Raw genomic sequence first — 16452 nt, forward strand, 5'->3', positions numbered from 1 at the left:
GACCTTCCATGAGCAGCAAGCCCCACGCACCTTCCACACGGCCGCGCGGCCCTGCGCCGCGGCCGCACCGGCTGGCCCTGGCGCTGGCGGCCGGCTCCCTGCTGACGCTGCCGCACGCGGGCGCGCAGGTGCTGCCCAGCGGCGCGGTGGTGGCGGCCGGCCAGGCGCAGATCGCCGTCAACGGCGCCAACATGACCGTCACCAACACGGCCAACACCATCCTGAACTGGAACAGCTTCTCGATCGGTGCGCAGAACGCCGTGCGCTTCCAGCAGCCGGGTGCGGCCAGCCAGGTGCTCAACCGCGTCACCGGCAACGATCCATCGCAGATCCTGGGCCAGCTCAGCAGCAACGGCAAGGTCTGGTTGCTCAACCCCAACGGCGTGCTGTTCGGCCAGGGTGCGCGCATCGATGTGGCCGGCCTGGTCACGTCCACGCTGCGCCTGAACGACCAGGACTGGCTGGCCGGGCGCTACGCCTTCGGCGCCGGCAATCCCGGCGCAGCGGTGGTGAACCAGGGCGAGCTGCGCAGCACGCTGGGCGGGCGCGTGGTGCTGCTGGGCGCCACGGTGCGCAACGAAGGGCTGATCGAAGCGCCGGGCGGGCAGGTGCTGCTGGCCGCCGGCGAGAGCCTGGAGCTGGTGGACACCGGTGCGCCGCACCTCAGCGTGCGCATCACCGCCCCGCAGGGCGAGGCGCTGAACCTGGGCACCCTGCGCGCCAGCGGCGGGCGCATCGACGTGCACGCCGCCGTGGTCAACCAGCAGGGCCTGGTGCAGGCCGACGGCCTGAGCGCCGGGCCGGCAGGCGAGATCGTGCTGCAGGCCAGCGGCCGGCTGAACCTGGCCGACGGCAGCAGCACCAGCGCCGCGTCCGCTGGCGGGCAGGGCGGCCAGGTCAAGCTGCTGGGCCGCGAGGTCGGCCTGTTCGGCCACGCGCGCGTGGACGCCTCGGGCGCCAGCGGTGGCGGCGAAGTGCTGGTAGGCGGCGGCCTGCAGGGCAAGGACGCCAGCGTGCCCAATGCCGACGCCGTGTACTTCGGCCGCGATGCGCAGATCAAGGCCGACGCCACCGTGCAAGGCGACGGCGGCCGCATCGTGCTGTGGAGCGACAGCGCCACGCGCGCGTTCGGCAGCCTCAGCGCGCGCGGCGGCGCGCAGGGCGGCGACGGCGGCTTCGTCGAGACCTCGGGCGGCTGGCTCGATGCGCGGCCGCTGGCCATCGACGTGGGCGCGGCGCACGGCAAGGCCGGGCAGTGGCTGCTCGACCCGTACAACATCACCATCGCCAACGGCGTCTCGGGCAGCGGCTACGACGCCAATTTCACCGCGAACGCCGACAACGCGGTGATCGATGCCAATACCCTGACGGCGGCGCTCAACGCCGGCACCAACGTGACGGTCTCGACCGGCGGGCCGGCCGGAACCCAGGCCGGCAACATCAGCATGGGTGGGGCATCGATCGTCACCAACGCCGTGAACCCCGGCAGCCTGACGCTGATCGCCGACGCGGACATCACCTTGACGGGCGCGACCATCGACAGTGCCACCTATGGAGGGCGCATGCCGGTCTCCCTGTTCGCCGGCCGCGGCGGCAGCGGCGGCATCTCCCTGTCCGTCAGCACCATCCGCACCGGTGGCGGCAACGTGATCCTGGGCGGGTATGGCACGGGCACGACCGCGGATGGCAACAGCTTTTCCGGGGCGGCCCCTGGCGGCGTGACGGTCTTCGGCGGCACGCTGGACGCGGCTGGCGGCCGGCTGGAGATCAATGCCACCCGGGCCAGCGGCAATGCGATCGACATGTCCAATTTCGGCGACTACCGCGCAGCCGACATCGTGATGCGTGGGCAGAGCACGGCTGGCGCCGGTGTGTCCATCAACGTCTCCTCGCTTGCGGCCACGCACAGCCTGTCCATCGATGGACGAGGCACCGGCAAGGGCGTCTACATCTACCGCAGCGAGCTGAGCGTGCAGCCCGTTGCCTTGGACAGCACGGCTTCCATGTCCGTGGTCGGCCGCAGCGAAGGTGTCGCCGCGGGGGTGGACTTGCAGTCGTCGACGGCGACGTCTGCGCAGCTGCGGGTGTCCAACGGCGCGTCCATGGCGCTGCGGGGCGCCAACATCTATGACCCGGAAGCCCTGGGCTACCAGGCTGCCGTGAATCTGATCAACGCCTATTCCGACGGCTACGGCGGCTCGGTGCCTTTGCTGTACAGCGATTCCTACGGCGGGCCGATCTCGGTCAGCGCGCTGGGCTTGGACAACGAGATCGCCGGCCGCGGCCTGATCGCGAGGGCCAATGCGGGTTCGTTGGCCATGATCGCCCCCGGCAATCTGTCCCTGGACGCGGCTCGGCTCGATGCGGCGGGCCCCATCGAACTGCGCGCCCGGGAGATCGAATTGGCCAACAACACGGCCATCGTGTCCGGCGCTTCCGGTGACGCGATCGTGCTCAGCGGCAACGGCCCGGTCGCCATGGAGTACTTCTTCAACGACAACCCCGGCGCGCTGTCGACGCCCAACGGCCGCTGGATCGCCTGGGGCAGCGACGTCTTGGCCTCGTCCAGCTTCCAGGATGGCGGCCTGGCCTACGACTTCAAGCGCTATGGCGTGGGCAGCAGCGCCGACTGGGCCGGCGACAGCGGCAACGGCTTCGTCTTCAGCGCCGGGCAGACCGCCGGCGTGAACCTGTTCGCGCTGAACAAGACCTACGACGGCACCACGCAGGCGCAGCTGTCCGGCGGTTCGGCCAGCGGCGTGAACGGCGACACCGGCAGCCTGCGCTCCGGCGCGACGGCGGCCTTTGCCGACAAGAACGCCGGCACCGGCAAGACCGTGAGCCTGACCAGCGCCGACCCGTTCGCGATGTTCGACAGCAATGGCAAACCGGTCTATGGCTACACGTTCAGCGGCACCGGCAGCGCGACCATCACGCCGGCCCGGCTGACGGCCACGCAGGCCGCGGCGCAGAACAAGGTCTATGACGCGAGCACGCAGGCCAGCATCGCCGTGGGTGGCATCACGGGCCTGGTGGGCAGCGAGACGGTGCAGGTGCGCGGGCAGGGCACGTTCGCCGACAAGAACGTGGGCACCGGCAAGGCCGTGGGCAACGCCCAGTTCACGCTGGCCAACGGCAGCAATGGCGGACTGGCGGCCAACTACGTGTTCGACGCGCCCTCGGTGTCGTACACGGCCGACATCACGCGCAGGGCGGTGGCCATCGGCGGCCTGACCGCGGCCAGCAAGGTCTACGACACGACGACCAACGCCACGCTCGTCGGCTCGGCCTTCGTCACGCCGCTGGCGGGCGACCAGCTGGGCCTGACAGGCACGCCCTCGGCGCAGTTCTCGGACAAGAACGCCGGCACCGCCAAGACGGTGCTGCTCACGGGCCTGGGCCTTTCGGGTGCCGACGCCGGCAACTACCAGCTGAGCCCCACCAGCCTGCAGGCCGACATCACGCGCCTGCTGCTTTCCATCGGCGGCCTGACGGCGGCCAGCAAGGTCTACGACGCGACGACCGGCGCCACGCTCTCGGGCACGGCCTTCGTCACGGCGCTGGCGGGCGACCAGCTGAGCCTGACAGGCACGCCCTCGGCGCGGTTCTCGGACAAGAACGCCGGCACCGCCAAGACGGTGCTGCTCTCGGGCCTGGGCCTGGCCGGTGCCGACGCCGGCAACTACCAGCTCGGCACGGCCGGCCCGCAGGCCGACATCACCCGCAGGCTGGTGGCGCTCGGCGGCCTGACGGCGGCCAGCAAGGTCTACGACGCGACGACCAACGCCACGCTGGTCGGCACCGCCTTCGTCACGCCGCTGGCCGGCGACCTGCTGGGCGTGAGCGGCACGGCCTCGGCGCAGTTCACGGACAGGAACGCCGGCACCGCCAAGACGGTGCTGCTCACGGGCCTGGGTTTGGCGGGGGCCGACGCCGGCAACTACCAGCTGAGCCCGGTGAGCCTGCAGGCCGACATCACGCGACTGCTGCTGTCCGTCGGCGGCCTGACGGCGGCCAGCAAGGTCTACGACGCGACGACCAATGCCACGCTTTCGGGCACGGCCTTCGTCACGCCTGTGGGCGGCGACCAGCTGGGCCTGACGGGCACGCCCTCGGCGCAGTTCTCGGACAGGAACGCCGGCACCGCCAAGACGGTGCTGGTCACGGGCCTGGGCCTGGCCGGTGCCGACGCCGGCAACTACCAGCTGAATCCGGCTGCGCTGCGGGCCGACATCACGCCCGCGCAACTGCTCTATGTGGCCGACGTGGCCACGCGCATCGTCGGTGCGCCGCCCACGGGCCTCACCGGCACCGTGAAGGGCTTCCAGGGCGCGGACACCCAGGCCGATGCCACCACCGGCACGGCCAGCTTCTCCGTGCCCGAGGCCGTGACGCGGGTGGGTTCCTACGCCATCGAGGGCAGCGGCCTGCGCGCGCAGAACTACGTCTTCGCGCAGGCGCCCGGCAACGCCACGGCCCTGCAGGCGGTGCCGGCGCGCGTCGACGATGGCGGCGCGCGGGCCGACGTGTCGGTGCAGGCGGCCGTCCAGTCCCTGGAAGTGCCGACCTTGCCGCGCACGCAGGCCGTCAGCGGCCTGGCCGACATCAGCGTGGCGCGCAGCACCGCCTCGCCTGCGGCGGCCGGAGCGGCGACCGGGGCGGCGACCGGGGCGGCCGCCGGCAGCACCACGCCGGCCGGCTCGGCGGCAGACTTCGGCAGCGTGCGCGTGGGCAGCCTGTCGCGGGGCGACCTGCAGGCCCTGCTGGATGGGCGCGACCGCTACAAGAAGACCGTGTTCGCCGAGTCGATCACCAAGCTCGAACAGGACCCGTCGCTGGCCGACATGCAGGCCTGCACCAGCATGGCGCAGGCGCAGGCCGGCGGCTGCCTCGTGACCGCGGAGCTGCGCGCGCAAGCCCAGGCGGGCATGGCGGCGGCACCGCCGGCCGCGGCCGCACAGGCCGCGCCCGCACCTGCTGCGCCCCCGGCTGCCGCTGCGGCCGCCGCCACGCCGCCCGCCGCCGCACAGGCCGCAGCGGTGGCCGCTGCGGCCGCGCCGACGCTGGGCCAGACACCACCGTCGACGCCCGCGCTCGCCAGCCGGCGGCGCGTGCAGACGGCCTCGCTGCCGCAGATCGAGCGCAAGGTGGCGCTGGTGATCGGCGTGAACCGCTACGACGACGCCAGCATCCCGCAGCTGGGCAATGCGGTCGGCGATGCGCAGGCGCTGGGACGGCTGTTCGAGAGCAAGCTGGGCTACGAGACGGTGGTGCTGGAGAACAGCTCCAAGTCGGCCGTCGTGGCCGCGCTGAACCGGCTGGCCCTGGAGCTGGGCCCGCGCGACTCGGCCCTGATCTACTACGCCGGGCACGGCGAACTCATCGAGTCGACGGGCCAGGGCTACTGGCAGCTGCGCGACAGCGATGCCAAGAAGCCCGAGACCTGGCTGTCCAACGCCGACATCGCGCGCTTGATGCAGCAGATCGGCGCCTCGCAGGTGGCGTTGATCTCGGACAGCTGCTATTCGGGCTCGCTGGCCGAGGGCGAGCGCATCCGCGCCACGCCGGGGCAGGCCGACCCGGGCAAGCTGCTGAACCAGAAGGCGGTGGTCGCCATGTCTTCCGGCGGCAACGAGCCGGTGTTCGATGCGGGCAAGGGTGGGCATTCGCCGTTCGCCTGGAACCTGCTGAACTCGCTGGGCCAGGTGGACAACTGGCAGCCCGGCGGCAACGTGTTCGAGCGTGTGCGCTTCGCCGTGGCGCGCGAGCTGCCGCAGCGCCCGCGCTATGGCGCCGGCGCCGGCCACCAGCGCGGCGCCGACTACCTGTTCGAGCAGCGCCAGCTCGAACAGGGCAACTGACATTCCCCGGCAGGTCCGCTGCGCGGACCGCCGTCAACACAGAAGGAAGCTGGCACATGAACACCACTCGACACACCCTCAAGAAGGCCATCGTGCTGAGCGTCGCGCTCGGCATGGGCGCGGCGGCGTTTGCGCAGAGCGGCTCGGCCAACCCGGTGCTGCGCGGCGCCCAGGTCACCGAAGACGCACTCGTGGACGCGCTGGCCATCGACCAGCCCGAGGTCGCCGGCGGCGGCGCCACGCGGGGCTTCCGCCCGGCCACGCGCCCCGGTGGCGCCGCACCGGCCAAGGCCGGGCCCGGCAAGGCCAGCCTGCTGCTGACCTTCGGCACCGACTCGGCGGACATCAGCCCCGAGACGCAGAACGTGCTGGACACGCTGGCGCGCGCGCTGCAGTCGGACGCCCTGGCGGGCTTCAGCTTCAAGGTCGAAGGCCATGCCGATGCGCGTGGCGATGCCGACCACAACCAGCGCCTGTCGCAGCTGCGCGCCGAATCCGTGGCCGCCTACCTGGTCAACAAGCACGGCATCCTGCCCGAGCGGCTGTCCGCCATCGGCAAGGGCTCGGCCGAGCCGCTCAACAAGGCCCGCATCGATGCGGCGGAGAACCGCCGCGTCACCATCGTGACGACGCGCAACTGAGCCCGGCCCCGGCGCCGCATGCCCCACCCGAAACCTGGGCAAGGCTCCGCTGCCCGGCCCGCGCGCGCCGCTGCGCCCGTGCGAAGGCGGCCGGCGCCCGTCCCCGTCCGGCGCCGGCCGGGCCGCGGCCTGGCGGTCTTCGCGGTGGCGTTGGCCATGTCGGGCGGGGCGGCATGGTGGTGGTGGCGGCCGCCTGCGCCCGCGCCGGTGGCGCCTGCGGTGCCGGCCGTGGCTGCACCGGCGCCCACGCGCATCGAGATCGCCGAGGCCACCGTCACGCAGATGCTGCAGCAGCAGCCGCTGCAGGACTGGCGCATCGCGCGGCTGCAGGGCAACGCGGCCGTGCTCGTGATCGAGTTCCCGGGGCTGCTGTCCCAGGGCCAGGCCATGAACCGCGTGGCCGCGCTGCTGGAGAAGAAGGGCGCGAGCCGCGATCGCGTGCTCGGCGATGCCGAACTGGCCAGCCTCATCCGCGCCAGCGGCGACAACGCCGCCACCTTCTACCTGGGCCACGACTACACCGCCGAGGGACTCGCGCGCTTCTTCAGCCTCGCGCAGGCGCAGGGCGTGGCGCTCGCGGCGGCCGAGCTGAGGTTGCGCCAGCTGCTGCTGGACACCGGGATGCTGGCCGAAGGCGGTGGCGGTGGCGCGCCGGCGTACCGCGCCACCGGGCCCGGCGCGGTCGTCAGCTTCAGCGCCGTGCAGGCCGACGATCCGGCCACCACGCAGGACGAGAGCATGGACGAACGGCGGCGCGCCTCGGTGCTGCGCCATGAACTCAGCCACGGCGATTTCTTCACCAAGGCGTCGTACCGCGCCCACTGCTGGCGCTTCTGGCGCCAGCTCGACGACGCCGAGCGGGCGTCGTGGCGGCGCTACCTGCGCGGCCTGGGCTATGACGATGCCGACGAGGAACTCATGGTCAACGAGACCCAGGCGCTGCTGATGCACACGCCCGACACGCGCGATTTCAACGCGGCTGCGCTGGGCGTGACACCGGCGCAGCTGGAGGCCTTGCGCATGCGCTTCCAGCTCAGCGCACCCTAGCCGGACTGGCCGCCCGAGGCCTTAGCGGCAGATGCCGTAGGGCCCGCGGTCGAAGTGGAAGTGGTCGGCGTGGGCCTGGTTGTAGTCGGGCCCCAGCACGCCCGTGAACAGCCCGCAGGCGCCCTCGTGCACCGACCGCAGGAACTGCGCCGCCGGCCCGGGCCGCCCCCAGTCGCGCGCCACGCCGATGCGCCGGCCGTCCTGCAGCACGAAGCCCGCCAGGTCCACCGCATTGGCCGTGGCGTGCTGGCTGCGCCGGCCGGCCGTGCTGCCGGCCACGTTCCGGCAGGCGTAGCTGCCGTAGTGCTCGATGCTGCGCACCGGCTGGCCGAACCACAGCTGGGCCTGCGGCTGCAGCACGTGGCGCTCCCACAGCGCCAGCGAGGCGGCCGCCACGCAGGTCATCGCGAGCGGCTGGCCGATGGACACCGCGGTGCGCTGCACCTGGATGGCGTCGTGCATGCCGCAGCCGGGGCCGGTGTCGCGGTCGGCGATGGGCTGGAAGCGCCACGGTGTGTCGGCCATCAGGGCCAGGCAGGCCTCGGGCTGTGCGGCCAGGCGCTGCAGCTTGTGGCGCGTGAGCCAGTTGGGCGGCTCCGCGTAGTGCAGCGGCGCCCACGGGTTGTGGCGGTCGGGCAGCGTCCAGTGGTGCCCATGCGTGGCGATGGCGGCCAGGCCGGCCAATGCCAACACGGCCAGCAGCCACTTCATGGGCCGGGCCGGCCTCAGCGCCGCCCGAACGGTGGCTGGCCGCGCCAGTAGCGGATCACCAGCCAGCCGCCCAGCAGCCCGCCCAGGTGGGCGAAGTGGGCGATGCCGCTGGCGCTGCCGGTCACGCCCAGCGTGAGTTCGATGGCGCCGTAGAGCATCACGAAGGCCCAGGCCGGCATCGGGATCGGCGGCAGCAGCGGCGTGATGCGGCGCTGCGGAAACACCATGGCAAAGCCCATCAACATGCCGAACAGGCCGCCCGAGGCGCCCACCGTGGGCGCCATGCTGCCGCCCATGCCGGTGACCAGCAGCTGTGCCAGCGCGGCCGTGCCCACACTGGCGGCATAGAACACGCCGAGCCGGCGCGAGCCCCAGACGCGTTCGAGCTCGCCGCCGAACATCCACACGCCATACATGTTGAAGGCCAGGTGCATGAGGCTGCCATGCAGGAAGGCGTAGGTGCCGACCTGCCAGGGCATGAACATGCCCGATTCCAGCGGCCACAGCGCGAACCAGGCCATGATGTCGCCGTCCAGCAGCATCTGGAGTACGAATACGCCGATGTTGGCGACGAGCAGGGCCTGGGTCAGTGGTGGCATGCCGCGATGCTATGCGAGCCGCGTTGGCCGTCCGCCGGATGCGGGATTGGCGGGCTCGGCTTCTCAGTAGCTGTTCGAGCGCCCGGCCGCGGCGCCCGTGTCGCGCCACTGCGCCGCGATGCCGTCCACGCCGTTGCGCAGCACCAGCATGTCCATCGCCACGGCCACGAACTGCGCGCCCAGCGCGATGCAGGCGCGGGCGCGTTCGGCGTCGGCCATCAGGATGCCGGGCGCCTTGCCGGCGCGGCGGATGCGCACGATGGCGTCGTCGATGGCGGCGTCCACCTCGGGGTGGCGCGGCTGGCCGGGGTGGCCCATACTGGCCGACAGGTCGGCCGGGCCGATGAAGATGCCGTCGATGCCATCGATGGCAGCGATCGCCTCGATCTGCGCCAGCGCTTCGCGCGTTTCCACCTGCACCAGCAGGCAGATGTCCTCGTGCGCGTGTTCCACGTAGCCGGCCGTGCGGCCGAAGTTCGTGGCCCGCGTGGAGCCGCCCATGCCGCGCACGCCGGCCGGCGCATAGCGCGTGGCGCGCACGGCCGCGCGGGCTTCGTCGGCGTTCTGCACGAAGGGCAGCAGCAGGCTGCGCGCGCCGATGTCCAGGTAGCGCTTGATGAGCACGGTGTCGTTCCAGGCCGGGCGCACCACGGGCTCCATGGGCGTGGCACCCGCGGCGGGCGTGGCCGAGGCCACGGCCTGCAGCTGGTTCAGCATCAGCGGCACGTCGCTCGGGGTGTGCTCGGTGTCCAGCAGGCCCCAGTCGTAGCCCGCGCCGGCCACGAGTTCGGTGGCGTAGGGCGAGGCCAGCGTGGACCAGATGCCGATCTGCGTGCGGCCTTCGCGCAGCGCGCGCTTGAAGAGGTTGGTTTGCAAGGTGTTCATGTCAGGGGTCCGTCGTGTGGGGCCGCGCGCGATGCGGATGTTGCCGGCCTTGCGCCATTGTGCGGCCTCGTCGGCCACGAGGCTCTGCTGTGCCGGTGCCGCGGCGCGCGCATGCCCGCGACGCGTGAGGTTCACGGCACCACGCGGCCCAGCCGCTGGGCCAGCGTGGCCTGCGAGAGTTCGCCGATGCGCGCGTCCACGAGCCGGCCCTCGCGGTCGAAGAAGTAGGTCGTCGGCAGCGCGCGGTGGCCGAAGGCCTGGCCCGCACTGGCCTTGGGGTCGAACAGCACATGGTGCAGTTGCAGCTGCTGGCCGGCGAGGTACTGCAGCGCGCGCGCCGGGCTCTCGCCCTGGTTGGCGAAGACCACGTGCACGTCGGGCCGGCTCGCCTGCAGCTGCTGCAGCACCGGCATCTCGCGCCGGCAGGGCGGGCACCAGCTGGCCCACAGGTTCAGCACCACGGGCTTGCCGCGGAAGGAGCGCAGATCCACCATGCTGCCGTCGACGGCCACCAGCTGCAGGGCCGGCAGGCTGCGCTGCTGCTGCACGGCGTGCCACTGCAGCGCCAGCGTGCCCAGCAGCCACAGGCCCGTGGCCGCGGCCAGGGCGCGCAGCACCGGCTTGCGTTCGGGCCGGCGCACGGGCAGCAGCACGGCCGCGGCGATCCAGCCGCCGACGATGCCCGCCACCGGGCTCCAGCCACCGTCGCGGATGTCCAGCATGCCCAGCGGCGCGGCCAGGTAGGCCTCGCGGTAGCGCCAGACGAAGGCCAGCCGCGCGCAGAACAGCGCGGCCAGCAGCACGGCCCACAGCCGCGGCTCGGCGTCCACGCCCAGCGGGCGCGCCAGGCGCTGGGCCAGCCAGGAGGCCAGCAGCGCGCTGGCCAGCACCAGCAGCAGTGCTGCCGGCAGAACCACCGGGCCCAGCTGCAGGCTCAGGTCCATGCGGGCGGATGGCTGCCGGGCGGCATGGACGCGTGGCGGTAGCCGACGGTGGCACGGCCCAGCCGCATGGCCGGGCGCACGGCGCTGAGCAGGCCGAAGCCCGATGCGCTCGTCTCCAGGAAGGGCGCGCGGTCGGGCATGGGCGCCTGCAGGCCGCCGGCGATGCGGCCCAGGCCGCGCAGCCAGTGCGCGGTCTGCGCCAGCGAGACCTGCACATGCCAGCTGCCGCCTTCGCGCTGCTGGCGCCACAGCGCGGCCGCGGCGCCGAAGGCCATCAGGAAGCCGGTCGCCTCGTCCAGGATCTGCATGGGCATGGGGCGCGGCTTGCCGTCGCCCGCCGCCTCGCCCTCGGCGTGGTTGAAGCCCATGGCCGTCTGCAGCAGCGAGTCGAAGCCGCGCCGCGCCGCCCACGGGCCCTGGGCGCCGTAGGCCGTCAGCGAGACGCAGACCAGGCCGGGGCGCAGCGCGGCCAATGCCTCGGGGCCGTAGCCCAGCGCGGCCAGGCCGCCGGGCCGGTAGCCCTGCGAGAACACATGGGCCTGGCGGACCAGGGCGCTCAGCTGGGCCCGGCCCGCATCGGTGCGCAGGTCCACCAGGGCCGAGCGCTTGCCCTGGCTGGTGTCGGCGATGGCGGCGATGTTGGGCAGGTTCGGGCTGTTGACGAGCAGCACGTCGGCGCCCAGCGCGGCCAGCGCGCGGCCGCCCACCGGGCCGGCCAGGATGCGTGTCAGGTCCAGCACGCGCACGCCGTCCAGCGGCGGCGCGTCCGCCGCCAGGGGCGCCAGCGCCAGCGGCGGCGCATCGCCGATGCGGGTGAGCGTCAGCAGCGGCTGGGCGGCGACGGCCTGCGCCTGCGGCGTGGCGTCCCACTGCGCGAAGCTGCGCAGCGCGGTGGCCACCAGGCCGCGTTCGGCCGTGGCCTGCTCGAAGTCCAGCGCGCGCCAGCCCAGCAACGCGCGCTCGGCATCGCTGCGCTGCGCGGTGGCCGGCTCCAGGCCCAGCAGGCGCAGCGCACCCTCGCGGTGGTGGGCGAAGTTGGCGTGCAGGCGCACGTGCCCGTCGGCGCAGCGGTACAGGCCCGAGAACGCATCCCACAGGTCTGGCGCCTGGCCGTCCAGGCTGAACCAGCCCGTGCATTCGACGGCGGCGTGCGCCATGTCCACGGCCACGCGCTGGCGTGGCGCGCCGCGCGCGTGGCCCAACTCGGCCGCGGCCAGCGCCGCGGCGGCCATGCTGGCCTGGGCGGCCGTGCCCACGGCGAAGGAAGAGGGCACGGCCGGGTCGTGGCCCGTCAATGCCAGTTCGGCCAGCGCGGCCTCGGGCAGGCCGGCCAGGGCCCAGATCGCGGCGACGGTGGGGGTGTTGTCCATGGTCATCTCGGTTCCATCGGGCTGGCGTACCGGCGGCAGTGCACGCCGCCGCCGCCGCGGCGGCGGCATCGGCGGGCGGCGCGGCGCGGGGCAGCCAGGCGGCGTGGTCTCACAGTGCGCGCCGCAGGGCGGCGAAGAAGAGTTCGGACTGCAGCCGTTCGCCCAGCGTCTGCGCGCACACGCGCGCCACGAGTTGCGGGTCGGCGCGGCGCAGCGGCCGGCCGGTCGACTGCGCCAGCACCTGGGCCATGCACGCGCGCTCCAGGTAGTACAGGTCGTCGTAGGCGTGGTCGATGCGCGCGCCGCAGACCACCACGCCGTGGTTGGCGAGGAAGGCGACGTCGGCGCCCTGCATGGCGCGCGCGATGCGTTCGCCTTCGGCACTGTCCAGCGCCAGGCCGTTGTAGGCGGGGTCGAGCGCGACGCGGCCGTGGAAGCGCATGGCGTTCTGCGAAAGGCAGCTGTCCAGCATGCCGTCCTCGGTCAGCGCCAATGCGGTGGCATAGGGCATGTGGGTGTGCAGCACCACGGCCTGGCCGCACAGGCGGTGGATGGCCGCGTGGATGAACATGGCGGTGGGCTCCACCGCGTGGCGGCCGGCCAGGCGCTCGCCATGGGTGTCGACCATCACCACGTCGTCGGCCTGCACCTCCGACCACAGCAGGCCGCGCGGGTTGAGCAGGAAGCGGCCGCTGCCATCGGGCAGCTCCACGCTGAAGTGGTTGCAGACGCCTTCGGCCAGCCCGTGGTGGGCGGCCGCGCGCAGGGCCAGCGCCAGGTCTTCGCGCAGCGTGGCGATGGCGGGGCTGTTGAAATCGTGGGAATGCATGGGAGGACTCCGGAAGGGGGGCGCCAACCATTCTTGCAGGGCTGCGGCCAGGCTGCCGAACGGCCGGCGCCCTCCACGCGGATGGCCTGTCGTCCGACATGCCCGCCGCACACGGCCGCCCCAGACTTGCGCAACCACCGGAGGCCGCCATGAACATCCGCGAGAAACTGCAGCAGCTCAGCATCTACGTGCCCGAAGCGGCACAGCGCTACCGCGCCGGCAAGGGTTGCCTGGTCTGGCTGCCCGCCGAGGCAGAGGACGGCTCGCCCGCCCTGTTCCTGATGCCCGTCACGCGCGAGCAGTACGAAGGGCTGATGGCCGCCGGCCTCATCGGCGACGGTGGCTGGCATGTCGAGCAACCCTATGTCGAACCGCTGGCGCGCTGAGCCAGCCTCGGGCGGCGCTGCCAAGGCGCGCCGCACGCTGGCCGCGGCCCTGGCCACGCTGGCGCTGGCCGGCTGCGGCAGCTGGAACAAGCCCGGCGGCACGGCCGACCAGCTGGAGGCCGACAAGGCCGCCTGCGGCGCCGAAGCCGGCAAGGCCTGGCCGCCGCGCACCATGGCCATGCCGAGCTGGCCGACCGAAGCGGACCGCAAGTGCACCGACATCTATGGCCAGGGGCCGTGCACGCCGCTGGTGCAGCCGCCCGGCACGTCCACCGACCTGAACGCGGGCGCGCGCAGCGCGGCCTATGACCGCTGCCTGCAGTCCAGGGGCTACACCTTCTCCGCCAGGTGAATGGCCATGGGTGAGGAGCGACATGGCGGTGGCCGGCTTCAGGCAGCGACCGCCCTGCGCTGGCAGGCTTCCTCGAGCGCCGCGAACAGCGCACCGGTCTCGTAGGGCTTGCGCAGCACGGTGGCCTGGAACTCCTGCAGGTTCTCGGCGTAGCCCGTGCTGACGACGATGGCGATCCCCGGCCGCCGGGCCGCACACCAGCGCGCGAGGTCGATGCCGTTCATGCGGCCTGGCATCACCACGTCGGTGAACAGGATGTCGAACGCGCTGCCGCCCTGCAGCACCAGCAGCGCCTCATCGGCCGTGCCGCAATGGCGCACGGCACAGCCTTCCTCCTCCAGCGCCGCGGCCACCATGGCCGAGACCAGCTGGTCGTCCTCGACCATCAGGATGCGCACGCCCGCCATCGGCGATGCGGGTGCCGGCGCCGGCAGCGCAGGCGCGGCCACGGTGCCGGCCTGCGCGGTGGCCACGGGCAGGTACATGCGGATGCGCGTGCCCACGCCGAGCGCGCTGGCCAGCACGGTGTCGCCGCCCGACTGCCTGGCGAAGGCGTGCACCTGTGCCAGGCCGATGCCGCTGCCCGAGCCGACCGGCTTGGTCGTGAAGTAGGGCTCGAACGCGCGGGCCTGGATCTCGTCGCTCATGCCGGTGCCGGTGTCGGCCACCTCCACGCGCACGAAGCGCCCGGGGCCCAGGTGCGCGGTCTCCGCCGCCTGGGCTTCCTGCGCGGCGATGCCGATGCGGCCGCCGGCCGGCATGGCGTCGCGCGCGTTGAAGACGAGGTTGAGCAGCGCCATCTCGAACTGCACCGGGTCCACGTGCACCGCGGGCAGCGCGGGCGCCAGCGCGGTTTCCAGCACGATGGCCTCGCCCACGGCGGTGCGCGTGAGTTCCTGGCTCTTGAGCACCACGTCCTCGATGCTGACGGCGCTGGGCTCGAGCAGCTGCACGCGGCCGAAGGTCATCAGCTGCTTGACGAGGTCGCGCGCCTTGGCCACCGCGCGCACGGCCCCGTCCAGCGTGCGCCGCTCCGGGCCATCGGTCACGCGGCGCAGCAGCAGGTGGTGCGCGGTGACGATGGTCTGCAGCAGGTTGTTGAAGTCGTGCGCGACGCCGGCCGTCAGGCGGCCCACCAGTTCGAGCTTCTGGCTTTGCAGCAGCTTGGCCTGGGCGTCTTGGGCGTGCGCGACGGCTTCGCCGACCCGGCGCTCCAGCGTGGCGTTGGATTGCTGGGCCTTGACGCCGGCCTCGTGCAGGGCCGCGCCGACCTGGTCCACCTCCAGCACGCCCGTGCGCAGGCGCGGCGGCACGCGGTTGTGGGCCAGCTCGCGGGCCGCGCCCTGCAGCGCGTCGACCGTGCGGCCGATCCTGCGCATGCCGGCCATCGCCAGGATGAAGCCGAACGCCAGCAGTGCGGCGGCGGCGCCCACGGCCTTGGCCGAGGCCTGCTGGGCCGCGGCGTCGAGCGCGCTCATCGGCACGGACACCGTGACGGACCAGCCGTAGGCGTTCGGCGGCGACAGGTAGGTCATCGACCGCACGCCGTCCAGCGTGGTGGACTCGGCAAAACCGGTGCCGCCAGACAGGATGCGCTGCTTGAACGCGGGCGAGGCCGACATGCCGAACCACTTTTCCGGGTCGCGGCTGCGCGCCATGATGCGTTGCTCGCTGTCGACGACGGCCGTGAGCGCCTTGAACGGGCCCGGGCTGGCGTCCAGCGTCTGCTGCAGCACCGAGGGCTGGAACGCCACGCCCACGTTGTAGTGTTGCGGCGCCATGCCCGGCACCGGCACGAAGACGGTGATGGCCGGGGTCTTGGCCACCGGTGCGTGGGCCACGAAGACGGTCTGCGGCCCGGTCTCGGCGAGCGGCAGCGGCTTGACGCGTGCCACCGGCGGGGCCGGGTAGGGCGCCTTGGTGTTGAGGATCTGCGCGCCCGTGTCGACCAGCAGCGCCCAGGAGTCCGCGCCTGCCGTGGCGCTGCGGGCCTCTTCGTGAAAGCGCATGAAGTCGCCGCGGCGCGCGTCGCTGGACGACGCCAGCGCCTGCGCCAGCACCACGCGCCGGTCCAGTTCGCGTTCCATCGTGGTGGCCACGCGCAGGCCGTACTCCTGCACCTGCCTGCGCGTGCCGGCCAGCTGTTCCTGGTGCGTGTTCCAGGTGAGCATGCCGAAGCCGACGGCGGCCGGCAGCCAGACCGCGAAGACCAACAGCAGAAGGCGCTTTCGGATGCTCATCTCTTGCATGGAGCCGATGTCTTTTCGAGCGGTCCGCATTATGGGAGGTTTGCGGTCCGTCCGGTCCGACCGGCCCGGCGATGCATCCGGCGCCGCAGCGCTGCGGCGGCGGATCAGACCGCCATGCTGCCGTAGACCAGCACCAGCAGCGCGGTGAAGGCCAGCGGCAGCACGCGGCCGGCGCGGCTGGCCTGCACGGCCGCATGCCAGTGCTGCGGCGCCCAGACCCAGGCGCTCGTGGCGCAGAGCAAGGCCAGGAAGGCAACGACTTGCCAGGGCATCATGGGCATCCAGGGCATGGCGTCGGCACTCAGGCGGGCAGGGGCTGCTCGGCGCGCTGCAGCGGGCGCGTTTCGAGCCAGTGGCTGTCGGGCCCGTACGTGGCCAGGGCTTCGGCCAGCCGCGCCTTGAGGAACCAGCGGTTCATCTGGGACGCCTCCATCCATTGGCAATCGAAGCGCCGTCCGCCGGTGGCGGGTGCTGCTTGCGCAGCGCTTGAGATGCGGATTTGTTGCATGGTGTGTCGAGCGTAACGACGCTGTGACAGATTGCGGTGTGCGCCGTGTCCGATGCAAAAGTAGGACAGC

The 16452-nt window shown here is 72.8% G+C and carries 13 protein-coding genes; 5 read left to right on the forward strand and 8 right to left on the reverse strand.

The window, feature by feature from the left end; translation table 11 throughout:
- Window positions 1-8: 8 nt before the first annotated feature.
- From ASF44_RS28310 to ASF44_RS28320, 3 genes are all read left to right on the forward strand, one after another.
- Window positions 9-5861 (forward strand): YDG domain-containing protein, encoded by a 5853-nt coding sequence (locus tag ASF44_RS28310; protein ID WP_056902608.1) that lies wholly within the window; start codon window positions 9-11, stop codon window positions 5859-5861.
- 56 nt (window positions 5862-5917) lie between these two features.
- Entirely contained in the window at window positions 5918-6502 is a 585-nt protein-coding gene (locus ASF44_RS28315) for an OmpA family protein (RefSeq protein WP_056902609.1), read from the forward strand.
- 228 nt (window positions 6503-6730) lie between these two features.
- Complete coding sequence (locus tag ASF44_RS28320; RefSeq protein ID WP_162243882.1) at window positions 6731-7549, forward strand: hypothetical protein; 819 nt, start codon at window positions 6731-6733, stop codon at window positions 7547-7549.
- A gap of 21 nt (window positions 7550-7570) precedes the next feature.
- Here ASF44_RS28320 and ASF44_RS28325 read toward each other — a convergent pair whose 3' ends face one another.
- The 6 genes from ASF44_RS28325 to ASF44_RS28350 form a co-directional block, all read right to left on the reverse strand.
- On the reverse strand, window positions 7571-8260 hold the full coding sequence (locus tag ASF44_RS28325) for an extensin family protein (protein ID WP_056902611.1): 690 nt from the start codon (window positions 8258-8260) through the stop codon (window positions 7571-7573).
- Between the two features lie 14 nt (window positions 8261-8274).
- Window positions 8275-8859: a rhomboid family intramembrane serine protease gene (locus ASF44_RS28330; RefSeq protein WP_056902612.1), complete on the reverse strand. Its 585-nt coding sequence runs from the start codon at window positions 8857-8859 to the stop codon at window positions 8275-8277.
- Window positions 8860-8922: 63 nt separating this feature from the next.
- Window positions 8923-9744, reverse strand: a complete 822-nt coding sequence (locus ASF44_RS28335) for an HpcH/HpaI aldolase/citrate lyase family protein (protein ID WP_056903045.1) — start codon at window positions 9742-9744, stop codon at window positions 8923-8925.
- Window positions 9745-9875: 131 nt separating this feature from the next.
- Complete coding sequence (locus ASF44_RS28340; RefSeq protein WP_056902613.1) at window positions 9876-10688, reverse strand: TlpA disulfide reductase family protein; 813 nt, start codon at window positions 10686-10688, stop codon at window positions 9876-9878.
- On the reverse strand, window positions 10679-12058 hold the full coding sequence (locus ASF44_RS28345; RefSeq protein ID WP_056903046.1) for a CoA transferase: 1380 nt from the start codon (window positions 12056-12058) through the stop codon (window positions 10679-10681). The genes ASF44_RS28340 and ASF44_RS28345 overlap by 10 nt, the downstream gene beginning before the upstream one ends.
- A gap of 109 nt (window positions 12059-12167) precedes the next feature.
- Window positions 12168-12887: an aldolase gene (locus tag ASF44_RS28350; RefSeq protein WP_056902614.1), complete on the reverse strand. Its 720-nt coding sequence runs from the start codon at window positions 12885-12887 to the stop codon at window positions 12168-12170.
- Between the two features lie 149 nt (window positions 12888-13036).
- On the opposite strand from ASF44_RS28350, the gene ASF44_RS28355 reads away from it, so the two are divergent.
- Entirely contained in the window at window positions 13037-13273 is a 237-nt protein-coding gene (locus ASF44_RS28355) for a hypothetical protein (protein ID WP_056902615.1), read from the forward strand.
- On the forward strand, window positions 13251-13625 hold the full coding sequence (locus tag ASF44_RS28360) for a hypothetical protein (RefSeq protein ID WP_056902616.1): 375 nt from the start codon (window positions 13251-13253) through the stop codon (window positions 13623-13625). Before ASF44_RS28355 ends, ASF44_RS28360 begins: the two co-directional genes overlap by 23 nt.
- Window positions 13626-13663: 38 nt before the next feature.
- Here ASF44_RS28360 and ASF44_RS28365 read toward each other — a convergent pair whose 3' ends face one another.
- Together ASF44_RS28365 and ASF44_RS28370 are read right to left on the reverse strand one after the other, a co-directional pair.
- Window positions 13664-15865 (reverse strand): ATP-binding protein, encoded by a 2202-nt coding sequence (locus tag ASF44_RS28365; RefSeq protein ID WP_235579379.1) that lies wholly within the window; start codon window positions 15863-15865, stop codon window positions 13664-13666.
- A 113-nt stretch (window positions 15866-15978) separates the two neighbouring features.
- A complete protein-coding gene (locus ASF44_RS28370) occupies window positions 15979-16164 on the reverse strand; it encodes a hypothetical protein (protein WP_056902618.1) in 186 nt (61 codons plus the stop codon).
- Window positions 16165-16452 lie beyond the last annotated feature (288 nt).

Origin of the sequence: Pseudorhodoferax sp. Leaf274, assembly GCF_001422445.1 — a bacterium.
Classification (GTDB): domain Bacteria; phylum Pseudomonadota; class Gammaproteobacteria; order Burkholderiales; family Burkholderiaceae_C; genus Pseudorhodoferax.